Source organism: Bradyrhizobium sp. JHI2711 (assembly GCF_056156565.1).
Window position 1 is genome coordinate 1,928,591 of the sequence record NZ_JBPZPT010000002.1, and the last position, 14,685, is coordinate 1,943,275.

The 14,685-nt window shown below is 66.5% G+C and carries 12 protein-coding genes; all 12 read left to right on the plus strand.

What is annotated here, in order from left to right; translation table 11 throughout:
• Positions 1-65 precede the first annotated feature (65 nt).
• Positions 66-1,538: a UDP-N-acetylmuramoyl-L-alanyl-D-glutamate--2,6-diaminopimelate ligase gene (locus ACTEK7_RS21635; protein WP_225146934.1), complete on the plus strand. Its 1,473-nt coding sequence runs from the start codon at positions 66-68 to the stop codon at positions 1,536-1,538.
• Positions 1,535-2,917 (plus strand): UDP-N-acetylmuramoyl-tripeptide--D-alanyl-D-alanine ligase, encoded by a 1,383-nt coding sequence (locus ACTEK7_RS21640; RefSeq protein ID WP_225146935.1) that lies wholly within the window; start codon positions 1,535-1,537, stop codon positions 2,915-2,917. The genes ACTEK7_RS21635 and ACTEK7_RS21640 overlap by 4 nt, the downstream gene beginning before the upstream one ends.
• A 139-nt stretch (positions 2,918-3,056) precedes the next feature.
• Complete coding sequence (gene mraY / locus ACTEK7_RS21645) at positions 3,057-4,160, plus strand: phospho-N-acetylmuramoyl-pentapeptide-transferase (protein ID WP_036003524.1); 1,104 nt, start codon at positions 3,057-3,059, stop codon at positions 4,158-4,160.
• 7 nt (positions 4,161-4,167) lie between these two features.
• Positions 4,168-5,568, plus strand: a complete 1,401-nt coding sequence (gene murD, locus ACTEK7_RS21650; protein WP_225146936.1) for a UDP-N-acetylmuramoyl-L-alanine--D-glutamate ligase — start codon at positions 4,168-4,170, stop codon at positions 5,566-5,568.
• Positions 5,569-5,598: 30 nt separating this feature from the next.
• Positions 5,599-5,892, plus strand: coding sequence for a hypothetical protein (locus tag ACTEK7_RS21655; protein ID WP_225146937.1), 294 nt, complete (start codon positions 5,599-5,601; stop codon positions 5,890-5,892).
• A 101-nt stretch (positions 5,893-5,993) separates the two neighbouring features.
• Positions 5,994-7,145, plus strand: a complete 1,152-nt coding sequence (gene ftsW / locus ACTEK7_RS21660; RefSeq protein WP_057026925.1) for a putative lipid II flippase FtsW — start codon at positions 5,994-5,996, stop codon at positions 7,143-7,145.
• A gap of 116 nt (positions 7,146-7,261) precedes the next feature.
• Positions 7,262-8,362: an undecaprenyldiphospho-muramoylpentapeptide beta-N-acetylglucosaminyltransferase gene (murG, locus tag ACTEK7_RS21665; protein WP_249786425.1), complete on the plus strand. Its 1,101-nt coding sequence runs from the start codon at positions 7,262-7,264 to the stop codon at positions 8,360-8,362.
• Between the two features lie 149 nt (positions 8,363-8,511).
• Positions 8,512-9,915, plus strand: a complete 1,404-nt coding sequence (gene murC / locus ACTEK7_RS21670) for a UDP-N-acetylmuramate--L-alanine ligase (RefSeq protein ID WP_225146938.1) — start codon at positions 8,512-8,514, stop codon at positions 9,913-9,915.
• Between the two features lie 4 nt (positions 9,916-9,919).
• Positions 9,920-10,840, plus strand: coding sequence for a UDP-N-acetylmuramate dehydrogenase (gene murB, locus ACTEK7_RS21675; RefSeq protein WP_225146939.1), 921 nt, complete (start codon positions 9,920-9,922; stop codon positions 10,838-10,840).
• Between the two features lie 144 nt (positions 10,841-10,984).
• The gene (locus ACTEK7_RS21680; RefSeq protein WP_225147064.1) at positions 10,985-11,971 is read left to right on the plus strand and encodes a D-alanine--D-alanine ligase family protein; all 987 of its coding nucleotides are present in this window, start codon (positions 10,985-10,987) and stop codon (positions 11,969-11,971) included.
• Between the two features lie 350 nt (positions 11,972-12,321).
• Positions 12,322-13,350, plus strand: a complete 1,029-nt coding sequence (locus ACTEK7_RS21685) for a cell division protein FtsQ/DivIB (RefSeq protein WP_057026921.1) — start codon at positions 12,322-12,324, stop codon at positions 13,348-13,350.
• Positions 13,347-14,669, plus strand: coding sequence for a cell division protein FtsA (gene ftsA, locus ACTEK7_RS21690; protein WP_036003557.1), 1,323 nt, complete (start codon positions 13,347-13,349; stop codon positions 14,667-14,669). The genes ACTEK7_RS21685 and ftsA overlap by 4 nt, the downstream gene beginning before the upstream one ends.
• Positions 14,670-14,685: the final 16 nt, after the last annotated feature.

The following is a 14,685-nucleotide window of genomic DNA, read 5'->3' on the forward strand; positions in this document are numbered from 1 at the left end:
GCTGCTGAGTCGGGATTTTCCCCGGAGGATTCGGCTTTCCGGCACGGCATGTCGACTGGAACACCATGAAGCTGCGCGACCTCTTGGGTCAGGATGTCAAGGGCAATGATGCCGCGATCGAGCCCGCCGCTGCGGCGCTCGAGGTGAGCGGCCTTGCGCTCGACAGCCGCGTGGTCAAGCCGGGCAATCTCTTCTTCGCGCTCGCAGGCAGCAAGACCGACGGCGCCCGCTTCGTCGATGCCGCGATTGCGGCGGGCGCGGTGGCCGTCGTCGGCGACCATGCACCGGACGCCTGCAAGGTGCCGTTCATCGCTGTCGCCAATCCACGCCGCGCGTTGGCACTTGCCGCGGCCAGATTTTTCCCGGCACAGCCCGCGACGATTGCCGCGGTGACCGGAACCAGCGGCAAGACCTCGGTCGCCGCGTTCACGCGCCAGATCTGGGAGCGGCTTGGGCACGCCTCCGCCAGCATCGGCACCATCGGTCTGGTATCGCAGAAGCGCACCGTCTATGGCTCGCTGACCACGCCGGATCCGATCGCGCTGCACCGGCAGCTCGACGAGATCGCGCGCGAGGGCGTCACGCATCTCGCCTTCGAGGCGTCTTCGCACGGGCTCGACCAATATCGCCTCGACGGCGTGCGCGTCTCGGCCGGCGGCTTCACCAATCTCTCGCGCGACCACATGGATTACCATCCGACCGTTGCGCATTATCTCGCGGCCAAGCTCCGCCTGTTCCGCGAGTTGGTCCCGCCTGATGGCGCTGCGGTGATCTCGGCCGATCATGATTGCTCGGCGGAGGCGATCGATGCGGCAACATCGCGCGGCCTGCGCGTCATGGCGGTCGGCCGCAACGGCGATGGCGCCGGCGAGGGCATTCGCCTCACGGAGGCCGTAGTCGAAGGCTTCTCGCAAAAGCTTACGGTCGAACATCGCGGCCGGGCTTACGCGATCCGGCTGCCGCTGGTCGGCGAATTCCAGATCGAGAATGCGCTGGTGTCGGCCGGCCTCGCCATCGGCACGGGCAGCGATGCTGAAAACGTGTTTGCGAGCCTCGAACATCTCGAAGGCGCCAAGGGCCGGCTCGAGCGCGTCGGCGAGCGCAACGGCGCGCCGATCTTCGTCGACTATGCGCACAAGCCCGATGCGCTCGCGAAGGCGCTGCAGGCGCTGCGGCCTTATGCGAAGCGCAAGCTGGTCGTGGTGTTCGGCGCCGGCGGCGACCGCGATGCCGGCAAGCGTCCGATCATGGGCGAGATCGCGGCGGCGAACGCCGACGCCGTCATCGTCACCGACGACAATCCGCGCAGCGAGAAGCCGGAAGCGATCCGCGCCGCGATCCTCGCCGCCGCCAAGGACGCCCGCGAGATCGGCGACCGCGCCGAGGCGATCCGCGCCGCGATCGAGGACTTGCAGGAGGGCGATGCGCTGCTCATCGCCGGCAAGGGCCACGAGACCGGGCAGATCGTCGGCGGCGAGGTGCTGCCTTTCAGTGATCACGAGGCGGTCGCCGCCGCACTAGCGTCGAGGGTTGCATGAGCGGGCCATTATGGACGGTTGCCGAGGTCGCGCGCGCGCTGGGCGTCGCCGGATCGTTCCCGGAGACGGCAATCGATCTCGTCACCCAGGACAGTCGGCTGGTGAAGCCTGGCAGCCTGTTCGTTGCGCTGAGCGGCACGCCGAGCGGCGGCTTCATCTCGGCTTTCGCCAGCGCGCGCGACGGCTGGGAGTTCGCCGACAAGGCGGAAGCCGCAGGCGCAGTGGCGATGATCGTGCCGCACGAGATCGCGGGCATCCGCATCCCCCAGATCGTGGTCAAGGACACGCTGATCGACGGCCTCTGGGGCCTCGCGCGCGCCGCACGCGCGCGCTTCAACGGCCCGGTGATCGGGCTCACCGGCAGCGCCGGCAAGACCAGCACCAAGGAATTCATCGCCGCCTATCCGAACGCCTATGCGAGCCCCTCGAGCTTCAACAATTTCTGGGGCGTGCCGCTGACGCTGTGCAATGCCAGGCGGGACGCCAGCCTCTGGGTCGTCGAGATGGGCATGAACCAGAAGGGCGAAATCGCCCGTCTCAGCGAGCTCACGCAGCCAACCGTCGCGCTCGTCGTCAACGTCCAGCCGGTGCATCTGGAAAAGCTCGGCTCGCTCGAAGCCATCCGGCGCGAGAAGGTATCGATCGCGCTCGGACTGCCCGAGAACGGCGTGCTGGTGCTGCCCGCCGGAATCAAGGCTTCCGAGTGGAAGGGCAAGGTCGTGCGCTTCGGCGGCGAGCATGCCGAGGTGCACGAGGTCGCCCACGCGCCGCACGGCGAGAGCTGGCAGGTCGTGGCCGCGATCGGCAGGAAGGAGATCGCCTTCAGCCTCACCCCTGGCGCGCCGCACCGGGTGCACAATGCGCTGGCCGCGCTCGCCTCGGTTCATGCCGCGCATCTCGACGTCGCGACGCTCGCGGTCAAGCTCGACCGCGTCGGCATCATGACCGGCCGCGGCGTCGAGCAGGCGGTCGGCGACGTCACCGTGATCGACGACAGCTTCAATGGCAATCCGGCCAGCGTGGCCGCGGCGCTGCAAAGCCTGCAGGCGCGCAACATGAGCGGCGGCCGCCGCATCGCGATTCTCGGCGACATGCTCGAGCTCGGCGCGGACGCAACGAGCTATCACACCGGCCTTGCCAGCCACCTCGACGGCATCGACGGCGTCTATTGCGTCGGGCCGCTGATGCGCCACCTGTTCGACGCATTGCCCTCGGGCAAGGGTCTCGGCTGGCACGACGATCCCGCCACGCTGAAGCCGGCGGAGGTCGCGAAGCTGCTGAAGGCAGGCGACGTCGTGGTTGTCAAGGGTAGCAAGAAGATGTTCTGGGTCAACAAGTTTGTGCCGGGGCTGGTGGCCGCCTTGCAGGCAAAGGCGTAAACTGCTTGGAAGGCGCCGTTGCCGAATCCCATCCTCTGCGGCGGAAGCCGGCTGTTACAAAAAGCGCGCGGACCATGACGAAGACCAGCGAACGCGCATGAGGCACCTGGACTTGCAAAGGCGCCATAGGACCGTCTGAATGTTTTACTGGCTGATCGAGCTCTCCAACACATTTCCGGGCTTCGGTGCCTTTCGCACCTTCCTGAACGTCTTCCGCTACATCACCTTCCGCACCGGTGGCGCCATCGTGACCGGCGCGCTGTTCGTGTTCCTGTTCGGCCCCTGGATCATCGATCACTTGCGCATCCGTCAGGGCAAGGGCCAGCCGATCCGCACCGACGGTCCGCAATCGCATCTTTCCAAGAAGGGCACGCCCACCATGGGCGGGCTGATGATCCTGTCCGGGCTCACGGTCGGCACCGTGCTGTGGGCCAATCCGCTCAACCCCTATGTCTGGATCGTGCTGGCGGTGACGCTCGGCTTCGGCTTCGTCGGCTTCTATGACGATTACCTCAAGGTGACCAAGCAGACCACGACCGGGTTCGGCGGCAAGCTGCGCCTCTTGATCGAAGCCGTGATCGCGCTGGTCGCCTGCTATGCGCTGGTGCGGCTCAACCGCGATCCCGCCTCGACCGCGCTGACGATTCCCTTCCTGAAGGATACCGTGCTGCATTTCGGCTGGTTCTTCGTCGTCTTCGGCGCCTTCGTCATCGTCGGCGCCGGCAATGCGGTGAACCTCACCGACGGCCTCGACGGCCTCGCCATCGTGCCGGTGATGATCGCCACCGCGAGCTTCGCGATGATCGCCTATCTCACCGGCAACTTGGTGTTCGCCGATTACCTCCAGATCAAATATGTCGCCGGCACCGGCGAGCTCGCGGTGCTCTGCGGCGCGTTGCTCGGCGCTGGCCTCGGCTTCCTCTGGTTCAACGCGCCGCCGGCCTCGATCTTCATGGGCGACACCGGCTCGCTCGCGCTCGGCGGCATGCTCGGCGCGATCGCGGTCGCGGTGAAGCACGAGATCGTGCTCGCGGTGATCGGCGGATTGTTCGTGCTCGAGGCGGTTTCGGTCATCGTGCAGGTCGTGTCCTTCAAGCTCACGGGCAAGCGCGTGTTCGCGATGGCGCCGATCCACCATCACTTCGAGCAGAAGGGCTGGACCGAGCCGCAGATCGTGATCCGATTCTGGATCATCTCGGTGATGCTGGCGCTCGCCGGCCTCTCGACGCTGAAGCTGCGGTGACCGATCGATGATCCCCGTCACGTCCTTCGCCGGCAAGACGGTCGCGGTGTTCGGCCTCGGCGGCTCGGGGCTCGCCTCCTGCCATGCGTTGAAGGCCGGCGGCGCCGACGTGATAGCCGCCGACGACAATGCCGAGAACGTCGCCAAGGCCGCGCAGGCCGGCTTCATCACCGCGGACTTGCGCAACGTCTCCTGGGCGCAGTTCGCCGCGTTGGTGCTCGCGCCCGGCGTGCCGCTGACCCATCCGGTGCCGCATTGGAGCGTGTTGAAGGCGCGCGAGGCAAGCGTCGAGGTGATCGGCGACATCGAGCTGTTCTGCCGTGAGCGGCGCCGCCATGCGCCGGACGCGCCGTTCGTCGCCATCACCGGCACCAACGGCAAGTCGACCACGACGGCGCTGATTGCGCATCTGACTAAGGTCGCCGGCTACGACACCCAGATGGGCGGCAATATCGGCACCGCAATCCTGTCGCTGGAGCCGCCGCGCACGGGCCGCGTCCACGTCATCGAGATGTCGTCCTACCAGATCGACCTCACGCCCTCGCTCGATCCCTCCGTCGGCATCCTGCTCAATGTCAGTGAGGACCATATCGATCGCCACGGCACGATCGAGCATTACGCCGCGGTGAAGGAGCGCCTTGTGGCCGGCGTGCAAGGCGGCGGCACCTCGATCGTCGGCGTCGATGACGGCTTTTGCCGCGACATCGCCGACCGGCTCGACCGCGCTGGCAAGAACGTGGTGCGCATCTCGGTCAAGAACCCGCTCGCGTCGGGCATTTACGTCGAGCACGGCACCATCGTGCGCGCCGCGGGCGGCGCCCGCAGCGAGGTCGCCGCGCTCGGTGGCATCGGCTCGCTGCGCGGCCAGCACAACGCGCAGAACGCGGCCTGCGCGGCCGCCGTCGCGCTCGCCATGGGCGTCAGCCAGGACGTGCTGCAGAACGGCCTGCGCAGCTTTCCGGGCCTGGCGCATCGCATGGAGCAGGTCGGGCGCCGCGGCAACGTGCTGTTCGTCAACGATTCCAAGGGCACCAACGCGGACGCCACCGCGCACGCGCTGTCGTCGTTTTCGGAGATCTTCTGGATCGCCGGCGGCAAGCCGAAGGCGGGCGGCATCACTGGCCTGACCGGCTTCTTCCCGCGCATCCGCAAGGCCTATCTGATCGGCGAAGCCGCGCAGGAGTTTTCGGGCACGCTGGGCACACAGGTCGGGCACGAGATCAGCCAGACCCTGGACGTTGCGGTCGAACACGCGGCCCGCGATGCGGAAGCCTCTGGCCTCACCGATGCCGTCGTGCTGCTGTCGCCCGCCTGCGCCTCCTTCGACCAGTACCGCAATTTCGAGATCCGCGGCACCAAGTTCCGCGAACTGGTGCAGGCGCTGCCGGGTGTGCAGCCGGTGGTGTGAGGACACCGACACCAACGATTGAATGACATAATGACTCTGGTAGGCGCCTGGCTTGTAGACGAGACCGATGAACTGGCGTTAGCCCGCCTGGGAAATGTCCTGCTCGAGTTCGATGAGAGCGGTGGGCTGCGCTACACAATTCGTGAGCACGACAAGCAACAAATCATCAATCTTCGATATCGGGTGGAGGGCTCGACGATTGTCACCGACCAGCCCTCAGCTCCACAAGTTGAACGAACCCAGTTCTCATTCGCCGAGGATGGCGTTCTCACTCTGGCGTTTGGCGGCATACCCTATCGATTCGTCAGGGCGCCCGGTTCGTAGCCCGGCACCAACGCTTCGCTCAAAAGTTACCCGTCCCTTTAACCTCCCGGTAACCAACCTCGGCGACCAATGAACGGACCTCTGTCCGAAAGCGGCCGCCCATGCTCTCCCGTGAAGAACGCACCCCCTTTTCCGAGTGGTGGTGGACCGTCGACAAGCCGCTGATGGGCGCCATCCTGGGGCTGATGCTGACCGGGGTGATCCTGTCGCTGGCGGCGAGCCCGCCGGTTGCGACCCGCATCGGGCTCGATGCCTTCCATTTCTTCAGCCGCCACGTGCTGTTCCTGGTGCCGTCCTGCATCGTGCTGCTCGGGGTGTCCTTCCTGTCGCCGCGCGCGATCCGCCGCTCGGCGCTGATCATCTTCGCGGCGAGCATCGTCCTGATCGTGCTCACGCTCGCCTTCGGCCCGGAGGTGAAGGGCTCGCGCCGCTGGATCACGCTGCTCGGCGTCAACATCCAGGCCTCCGAGATCGCAAAGCCGTCCTTCGTCGTGATCGCGGCCTGGCTGTTCGCGGAATCGACGAGGCGCCCGGAGATGCCGGCGACCTCGATGGCGGTGGTGCTGCTGCTGATGCTGGTCGCGCTATTGGTGATGGAGCCGGATTTCGGCCAGACCATGCTGGTCCTGATGGTGTGGGGCTCGCTGTTCTTCATCGCGGGCATGCGGATGATCTGGGTGTTCGGCCTCGCAGGTCTCGGCGCGGCCGGCCTGTTCAGCGCCTATCTGTTCGTTCCGCACGTCGCGGGGCGCATCAAGCGCTTCATGAACCCGGCCTCCGGCGACACCTTCCAGGTCGATACCGCCATGGAGGCTTTCTACAACGGCGGCTGGTTCGGGCTCGGACCGGGCGAGGGCATCGCCAAGCGCAGCCTGCCGGACAGCCACACCGACTTCGTCTTCGCGGTCGCGGGCGAAGAGTTCGGCATCATCCTGTGCCTTGCGATGCTGGCGCTGTTCGCCTTCGTCGTCATGCGCACGCTGTCGCGCGCCTATGCCAACGAGGACATGTTCTCGCGCTTTGCGGCCTCCGGGCTCGCGATCCTGTTCGGCGTGCAGGCGGCGATCAATATGTCGGTGAACTTGCAGCTCATCCCCGCCAAGGGCATGACGCTGCCCTTCATCTCCTATGGCGGCTCCTCGATGGTCTCGCTCGCCTATGGCGTCGGCATGATGCTGGCGCTGACGCGGCTGCGCCCGCGCACCGAGGTCGAGGCGAGCGGCCACGCCGAGGCGATGCGCAGTTACGCGTGAGCCGTCATTGCGAGGAGCGAAGCGACGAAGCAATCCAGGCTGGTCTCCACTGAGGTAGTCTGGATTACTTCGCTTCGCTCGCAATGACGAGAAAGACCCTGTAAAACTCCCTCATTATGGACACGTCCCCCCTGATTCTTCTCGCCGCGGGCGGCACCGGCGGCCATCTGTTCCCGGCCGAGGCCCTCGGCGTCGAATTGATCCGGCGCGGCTATCGCGTCCGCCTCGTCACCGACGAGCGCGCGCTGCGCTATAGCGGGCTGTTCAGCAAGGACATGATCGACGTGGTCAGAAGCGAGACCGCGCGCGGCCGCAATCCGTTCCAGCTCGCCTATGCCGGTCTCACGCTCGCCGCCGGCACGCTGTCGGCCTATGCGCTGATCAAGCGATTGAAGCCCGTCGCCGTCGTCGGCTTTGGCGGCTATCCGACCTTGCCGCCGCTGGTCGCAGCGAAATTCGCGGGCGTGCCCGGCATCATCCACGACGCCAACGCCGTGCTCGGCCGCGCCAACCGGTTCCTGTCGAGCCGCGTGCGCGCCATCGCGACGTCTTTGCCCGGCGTGCTCGATCGCGATCCCGCGCTCTCAGGCAAGACGACGACCGTCGGCACGCCGATGCGCCCCGCGATCCTCGCGGCCGCTGCGGTGAAATATGTCGCGCCCGAGGTGGGCGGTCCGCTGCGCCTGCTCGTCGTCGGCGGCAGCCAGGGCGCGCGCATCATGGCCGACATCGTGCCGGGCGCGATCGAAAGGCTCGAGCCTGCGCTGTGGAGCCGTCTCGTTCTCACCCAGCAGGTGCGCGAAGAGGACATGAGCCGCGTCCGCGCCGTCTACGACAAGCTCAAGATCAAGGCCGAGCTCGCGCCGTTCTTCACGGATCTGCCGGCGCGGCTCGCCTCCAATCATCTCGTGGTATCGCGCTCCGGCGCGGGCACCGTGGCCGAGCTCGCCGCGATCGGCCGGCCTTCCATCCTGGTGCCGTTGCCGGGCTCGATCGACCAGGACCAGTTCGCCAATGCCGGCGTGCTGGTCAAGGTCGACGGCGCGATCCGCATCCCGCAGGCCGAGTTCACCTCCGACCGGCTGGCGTCCGAAATCTCCGCCTTCGCCGCCGAGCCGGCACGGCTTGCCGCCATGGCGGCGGCGGCGAAGGGGGCGGGGCGGCTCGATGCGGCCGAGCGGCTGGCGGATCTCGTGGTGAAGACCGCGGGAATCTGACGCCTGTTCCGGCCCGAATGGCCAAAAAAGCCACTTGTCATGCCCCGCGAAAGCGGGGCATCCAGTATCCGACGCAGTTGAATTGAATCTCTGGCGTCGCGGAGTACTGGATCGTCCGCCTTCGCGGACGATGACCCCAAGGAAACCACATGAGACTGCCGCGCGAGATCGGACCCATCCACTTCGTCGGGATCGGCGGGATCGGCATGAGCGGCATCGCCGAGGTGCTGGCCAATCTCGGCTATGCCGTGCAGGGCTCGGACGCCGCCGACAATTACAATCTCGACCGTCTGCGCAAGAAGGGCGCGAAAGTCTCGGTCGGCCACAAGGCCGAGAATATCGACGGCGCCGAGGTCGTGGTCGTGTCTTCCGCGATCAAGCGCGACAATCCGGAACTGATGGCGGCGCGCGAGAGGCGCATTCCCGTGGTGCGCCGCGCCGAGATGCTGGCCGAGCTGATGCGGTTGCAGAGCTGCGTCGCCATCGCCGGCACCCACGGCAAGACCACCACGACGACGATGGTCGCCACGCTGCTCGACGCCGGCGGGCTCGATCCGACCGTGATCAACGGCGGCATCATCAACGCCTACGGCTCCAACGCGCGGCTTGGCGCCGGCGACTGGATGGTGGTCGAGGCCGACGAGAGCGACGGCACGTTCCTGAAGCTGCCGACCGATGTCGCGATCGTCACCAATGTCGACCCCGAGCATCTCGACCACTTCAAGACTTTCGAGGCCGTGCAGGACGCCTTCCGCCATTTCGTCGAGAACCTGCCGTTCTACGGCTTTGCCGTGATGTGCATCGATCATCCCGTGGTGCAGAGCCTCGTCGGCGGGATCGAGGACCGCCGCATCATCACCTATGGCGAGAATCCGCAGGCCGATGCGCGGCTGGTCGATCTCACCGCCGGCGGTGGCGGCTCGAAGTTCAAGGTCGTGATCCGCGACCGCAAGAACGGCACCACGCACGAGATCGCCGATCTCGCGCTGCCCATGCCGGGCCGGCACAATGCCTCGAACGCGACGGCGGCGATCGCGGTCGCGCACGAGCTCGGCGTGTCTGACGAGGCGATCCGCAAGGCGCTGGCCGGCTTCGGCGGCGTCAAGCGCCGCTTCACCAAGACCGGCGAGTGGAACGGCGTCACCGTGATCGATGATTACGGCCATCACCCCGTGGAGATCGCAGCCGTGCTGAAGGCCGCGCGCGATTCCTACACCGGCAAGGTGATCGCGGTGGTGCAGCCGCATCGCTACACTCGCCTGCAATCGCTGTTCGAGGAGTTCTGCACCTGCTTCAACGATGCCGATGCGGTCGTCGTCGCCGATGTCTATGCCGCCGGCGAAGCGCCGATCGAAGGCATCGACCGCGACCATTTCGTCGCCGGCCTGCGCGCCCACGGCCATCGCGAGGTGATCCCGCTGCCCAATGCCGGCGAACTAGCCAAAATCGTTCATGGCATCGCCAAGAGCGGCGATCTCGTTGTGTGTCTCGGCGCCGGCAACATCACGCAATGGGCGTATGCGCTGCCGGACCAGTTGAAGGCGCTGGGGTAGCGCGGTGGGATTTCCCGACATCACCCCTTCACTCAAAGCCGCGATGCCCGAGCTTCGCGGGCGGCTGTTGGCGAACCAGTCGCTGGCCGAGCTCACCTGGTTTCGCGTCGGCGGTCCCGCGCAGGTGCTGTTCACGCCGGCGGACGAGGACGATCTCGCTTACTTCCTGGCGCATCTCGCCTCCGCCATTCCCGTCTACGTCATCGGGGTCGGCTCCAATCTGATCGTGCGCGACGGCGGCATTGCCGGCGTCGTCATTCGTCTCGCGCCGCGCGCCTTCGGCGAGGCGACTGCGAGCGGCGACATCGTCACCGCCGGCACGGCTGCGCTCGACAAGCGCGTGGCCGAAGTTGCGGCCTCCGCCAATATCAGCGGGCTCGAATTCTATTTCGGCATTCCCGGCACGATCGGTGGTGCGTTGCGCATGAATGCCGGCGCCAATGGCGACGAGACCAAGGACGTGCTGATCGAGGCGAGGGGCATCGGGCGCGACGGCACCAAGCACGTCTTCTCCAACGCCGAGATGAAGTTCGTCTACCGCTCCAGCGGCGTCGATCCCTCCATCATCTTCACCTCCGCGCGCTTTCGCGGCGAGATCAGGGACGCGGAGGCGATCCGCGCGCGCATGGCGGAGGTGCAGAGCCATCGCGAGACCGCGCAGCCGATCCGCGAGAAAACCGGCGGCTCGACTTTCAAGAATCCGCCCGGCCATTCCGCCTGGAAGCTGATTGACGCCGCCGGCTGCCGCGGCCTGCGCGTCGGCGGCGCGCAGGTCTCGGAGATGCATTGCAACTTCCTGATCAACACGGGCGAGGCCACCGCGCACGACATCGAGACGCTGGGCGAGACGGTACGTGCACGCGTGAAGGCGAATTCCGGAATCGAGCTACACTGGGAAATCAAGCGGATCGGGGTTTCCAATTGAGCGTCATTCCGGGGCGCGACGAAGTCGCGAGCTATGGTGCGCAATTGCGCAGCCGAGAATCCATACTCACGATCGTGGTTATGGATTCCGGGCCTGCGCCTTTCGGCGCATCCCGGAATGACGATACACATGGGTGACAGGAACATGCGCATCACCATCCTCTTCGGCGGCTCCAACCGCGAGCGTCTCGTCTCGGTTGCCACAGCCCAGGCGCTGCATCAGGCGCTGCCCGAGGCTGACCTCTGGTGGTGGGACGTCGAGGACAAGGTGCACGTCGTGCAGTCGAAGCAGCTGCTCGAGCATGCCCGCCCGTTCGAGGACGAATTCAAGCCGGGCACGCGCGGCGTCCCGCTCGCGCAGGCGCTCGACCGGGCCAAGGCTGAGGATCGCGTGCTGGTGCTCGGCCTGCACGGCGGGCGTGCCGAGAACGGCGAATTGCAGGTGATGTGCGAGGCGCGCGGCGTGCCCTTCACCGGCTCGGGCTCGGCGTCGTCGCATCTGGCCTTCGACAAGATCGCAGCCAAGCGCTTCGCCGCGCTCGGCGGCGTGACGCCGCCGGAAAATCTTGCGCTCGATGATATCGACGAGGCCTTTGCAGAATACGGCCGGTTGATCGCAAAGCCCGCGCGCGACGGGTCGAGCTACGGTCTGATCTTCGTCAACGCCAAGCAGGACCTCGTCGCCGTCCGCAACGCGGCGAAGCATGAAGAGTATGTCATCGAGCCCTACATCGCCGGGGTGGAGGCGACCTGCGGCGTGCTGGAGCGCACCGACGGCTCGATCATCTCGCTGCCGCCGATCGAGATCATTCCGGGCGAGGGCAATTTCGACTACGCGGCGAAATATCTTCTGAAATCGACCCAGGAGATCTGCCCCGGCCGCTTCGCACCCGAGATCACTGCTGCGCTCAAGGCGCAGGCGATGCTGGCCCACCGCGCAATGTCCTGCACCGGCTATTCCCGCTCTGACTTCATCGTCTCGGACAAGGGCCTCGTCTATCTCGAAACCAACACGTTGCCCGGGCTGACCAAGTCCTCGCTCTACCCCAAGGCGCTGAAAGCCGAAGGCATCGAGTTCGTCGACTTCCTGCGCGGCCTGGTCGAGCTCGCCTGCCAGCGCGTGCGGAAATAGTCAGGACTGGTTAACGGCCGGACCGGCGAAACGGGCCGGTTTGGCGGCCAAAACCGGTAAAATGCCGGACATCGCGGCGCAAATGCCTCACAGCGCGAGGCAAAATGCGCAGGTCGTTAACGAATTTTACCTTTTGTTTACCAGGACGTCCGAAGGTTAACGCTGGCGGCGCATATGGCGCTTTGGCTGCCGGCGCGTGAGCTGTCGCGGGTGATGTCACCTCCAGCGAACGCTTTGAAGGGGAGAGGTTTTCTTCTGCTGAAGACCAGCACCCGGCCCGGCAGGTCCGAGACGTCATGTTCGCCAGGATCCGCGCGATGTCGCGGGCAAACTGTTGACGAGCTCGTGCAATGGATGGTGCAGGACGCCTCACCCGATCGGTTTTGAGATCGCTGAGGCCTCAAGCTGACCTGAAGGCGGCCGCTATCGGAGCGGTCGTGCTTCTGCGCGAGTGGGTGCAGGACAGGCACGAAGCGGCGCGCGCTGCCGCCAGGGACAAGGCCAAAGCCAAAGCCCAGGCCAAGGCCGCCGTCGAGCGCGAGCCGCCGCCGCGCCTGGTCGCGCTGGTCGAGCGCTATCTGCCGCGCCGGGTCGGCCTCAGCATGACCGTGCTGCTGTTGATCGGCAGCTGCGGCTTCGGCATCGTCAAGGGCGGCCACCTCCAGGATTTCGTCACCGCGGTCAGCGATGCCCGCAATGCGCTGGCCAATTCCGCCGGCTTCCGCATCACCTCCGTCGTGATCAACGGCCGCAAGCAGCTGACCCAGGACGAGATCCTCGCGATCGGCGGCGTCAGCGGTCGCTCCTCGCTGCTGTTCCTCGATGCCGAGGCGGTGCGCGACAAGCTCAAGGCCAATCCCTGGATCGCGGATGCGACCGTGCTGAAGCTCTATCCGGGCCAGCTCATGATCGAGCTCACCGAGCGCAAGGCGTTCGCGCTGTGGCAGGAGGCCGGCCGGCTCTCCGTCATCGCCGACGACGGCGCCGTGCTCGAGCCCTATGTCTCGCGCCGCTTCCTGTCGCTGCCGCTCGTGGTCGGCAAGGGCGCCGAGACCCAGGCCCGCGATTTCCTGGCGCTGCTGGCGCGCTACCCGCAGGTCCATTCGGTGACCAAGGCCGCGATCTACGTCGGCGAGCGGCGCTGGAACCTGCGGCTCAAGGACGGTCTCGACATTCGCCTGCCCGAGCAGGACGTCGGCAACGCGCTTGCGATGCTGTCGAAGCTCGACAAGGAGGACAGGCTGTTCTCGCGCGATATCGTCGCCGTCGACATGCGCCTGCCGGACCGGCTGGTGGTGCAGCTCTCCGAGGACGCCGCCAAGGCGCGCGAGGAGCTGTTCAAGGACAAGAAGAAAAAGAAGGCCGGGGATTCCGCATGACCGGTCTCGATCGCACCCAGACGCCGAAGACGCGCCCGATGCCGCACAAGCGCGGCGGCATCGTCGCCTGCCTCGACATCGGCACCAGCAAGATCGCCTGCATGATCGCGCGGCTGAAGCCGTCGCCGCCGAGCGATGCGCTGCGCGGCCGCACACATGCGGTGGAATTGATCGGCTACAGCCAGATCCAGGCGCGCGGCATGAAGGCCGGCGCGGTGATCGATCTCGGCGAATGCGAGCAGGCGGTGCGCCAGGCCGTCGGGCTCGCGGAGAAGATGGCCAAGGTGCGGGTCGAGTCCGTGCTGTTGTCGGTCTCCGGCGGCCGGCTCGCCGGCCAGCTGGTCGAGGCTGCCGCCGACATTCGTGGCGGCGCCGTGACGCCGGCCGACGTCAGTCGCGTCACCTCCACCGGCATGCGCCACGCCACCGGCGAAGGCCGGACCGTGCTGCACGCCCTGCCGGTCGGCTACACGCTCGATGGTGTCAAAGGAATCCGCGATCCCCGCGGCATGGTCGCGCACCAGTTCGGCGTCGACATGAACGTCGTCACCTGCGACGCCACCGTGGCGCGGAACCTGATGCTGGCCGTGGAGCGCTGCCACATCAATGTCGAAGCCATGGCAGCCAGCCCCTATGTGGCCGGACTGTCGGTGCTGACCGACGACGAGGCCGATCTCGGCGCCGCTGTCGTCGAGATGGGCGCCGGCACCACCACGATTGCCGTTTATTCGGGCGGCCGCTTCGTGCATGCGGCGGGTTTTGCGGTCGGCGGGCAACACATCACGATGGATCTTGCGCGCGGACTCTCGGCGACCATTGCCGATGCCGAGCGAATCAAGACCTTATACGGTACCGTCATCACCGGCGGATCGGACTCGCGTGAGCTGATGTCTGTGCCGACAGCCGGTGACGAGCAGGATCTGCCGCAGATCGTCTCCCGCGCCACCATCGCGAACATCGTCAAGCACCGTGCCGAGGAAGTCTTCGAAATGGTTCGGGACAAGCTGAAGGATTCGCCCTTCGCCGCAGAGCCGAACGGCCGCGTCGTGCTCTCGGGCGGGGCCTCCCAGCTGACCGGCCTCGTCGATCTTGGCACCCGGATTCTCGGCCGGCCCGTGCGGGTCGGTCGTCCGCTCGGTTTCGGCCGGCTTCCCAACGAGGCGAAGAACGCCGCGTTCGCGGTGCCGGCCGGACTTCTGGTCTACCCGCAATATGTTCACCTCGAACATGTCGAACCGCGGCATACGCGGCAGCAGATCAAGACAGGGACCGGCGGATATTTCGGAAAGGTCGGACGATGGCTACGCGAGGGCTTCTGATGACCGCTTTCCGCAA

What these genes read in the sequence shown, in the direction of transcription:
- ACTEK7_RS21635 (WP_225146934.1), top strand. Translation starts at nt 66, where the DNA reads ATGAAGCTGCGCGACCTCTTGGGTCAGGATGTCAAGGGCAATGATGCC.
- ACTEK7_RS21640 (WP_225146935.1), top strand. Translation starts at nt 1,535, where the DNA reads ATGAGCGGGCCATTATGGACGGTTGCCGAGGTCGCGCGCGCGCTGGGC.
- mraY (WP_036003524.1), top strand. Translation starts at nt 3,057, where the DNA reads ATGTTTTACTGGCTGATCGAGCTCTCCAACACATTTCCGGGCTTCGGT.
- murD (WP_225146936.1), top strand. Translation starts at nt 4,168, where the DNA reads ATGATCCCCGTCACGTCCTTCGCCGGCAAGACGGTCGCGGTGTTCGGC.
- ACTEK7_RS21655 (WP_225146937.1), top strand. Translation starts at nt 5,599, where the DNA reads ATGACTCTGGTAGGCGCCTGGCTTGTAGACGAGACCGATGAACTGGCG.
- ftsW (WP_057026925.1), top strand. Translation starts at nt 5,994, where the DNA reads ATGCTCTCCCGTGAAGAACGCACCCCCTTTTCCGAGTGGTGGTGGACC.
- murG (WP_249786425.1), top strand. Translation starts at nt 7,262, where the DNA reads ATGGACACGTCCCCCCTGATTCTTCTCGCCGCGGGCGGCACCGGCGGC.
- murC (WP_225146938.1), top strand. Translation starts at nt 8,512, where the DNA reads ATGAGACTGCCGCGCGAGATCGGACCCATCCACTTCGTCGGGATCGGC.
- ACTEK7_RS21680 (WP_225147064.1), top strand. Translation starts at nt 10,985, where the DNA reads ATGCGCATCACCATCCTCTTCGGCGGCTCCAACCGCGAGCGTCTCGTC.
- ACTEK7_RS21685 (WP_057026921.1), top strand. Translation starts at nt 12,322, where the DNA reads ATGGATGGTGCAGGACGCCTCACCCGATCGGTTTTGAGATCGCTGAGG.
- ftsA (WP_036003557.1), top strand. Translation starts at nt 13,347, where the DNA reads ATGACCGGTCTCGATCGCACCCAGACGCCGAAGACGCGCCCGATGCCG.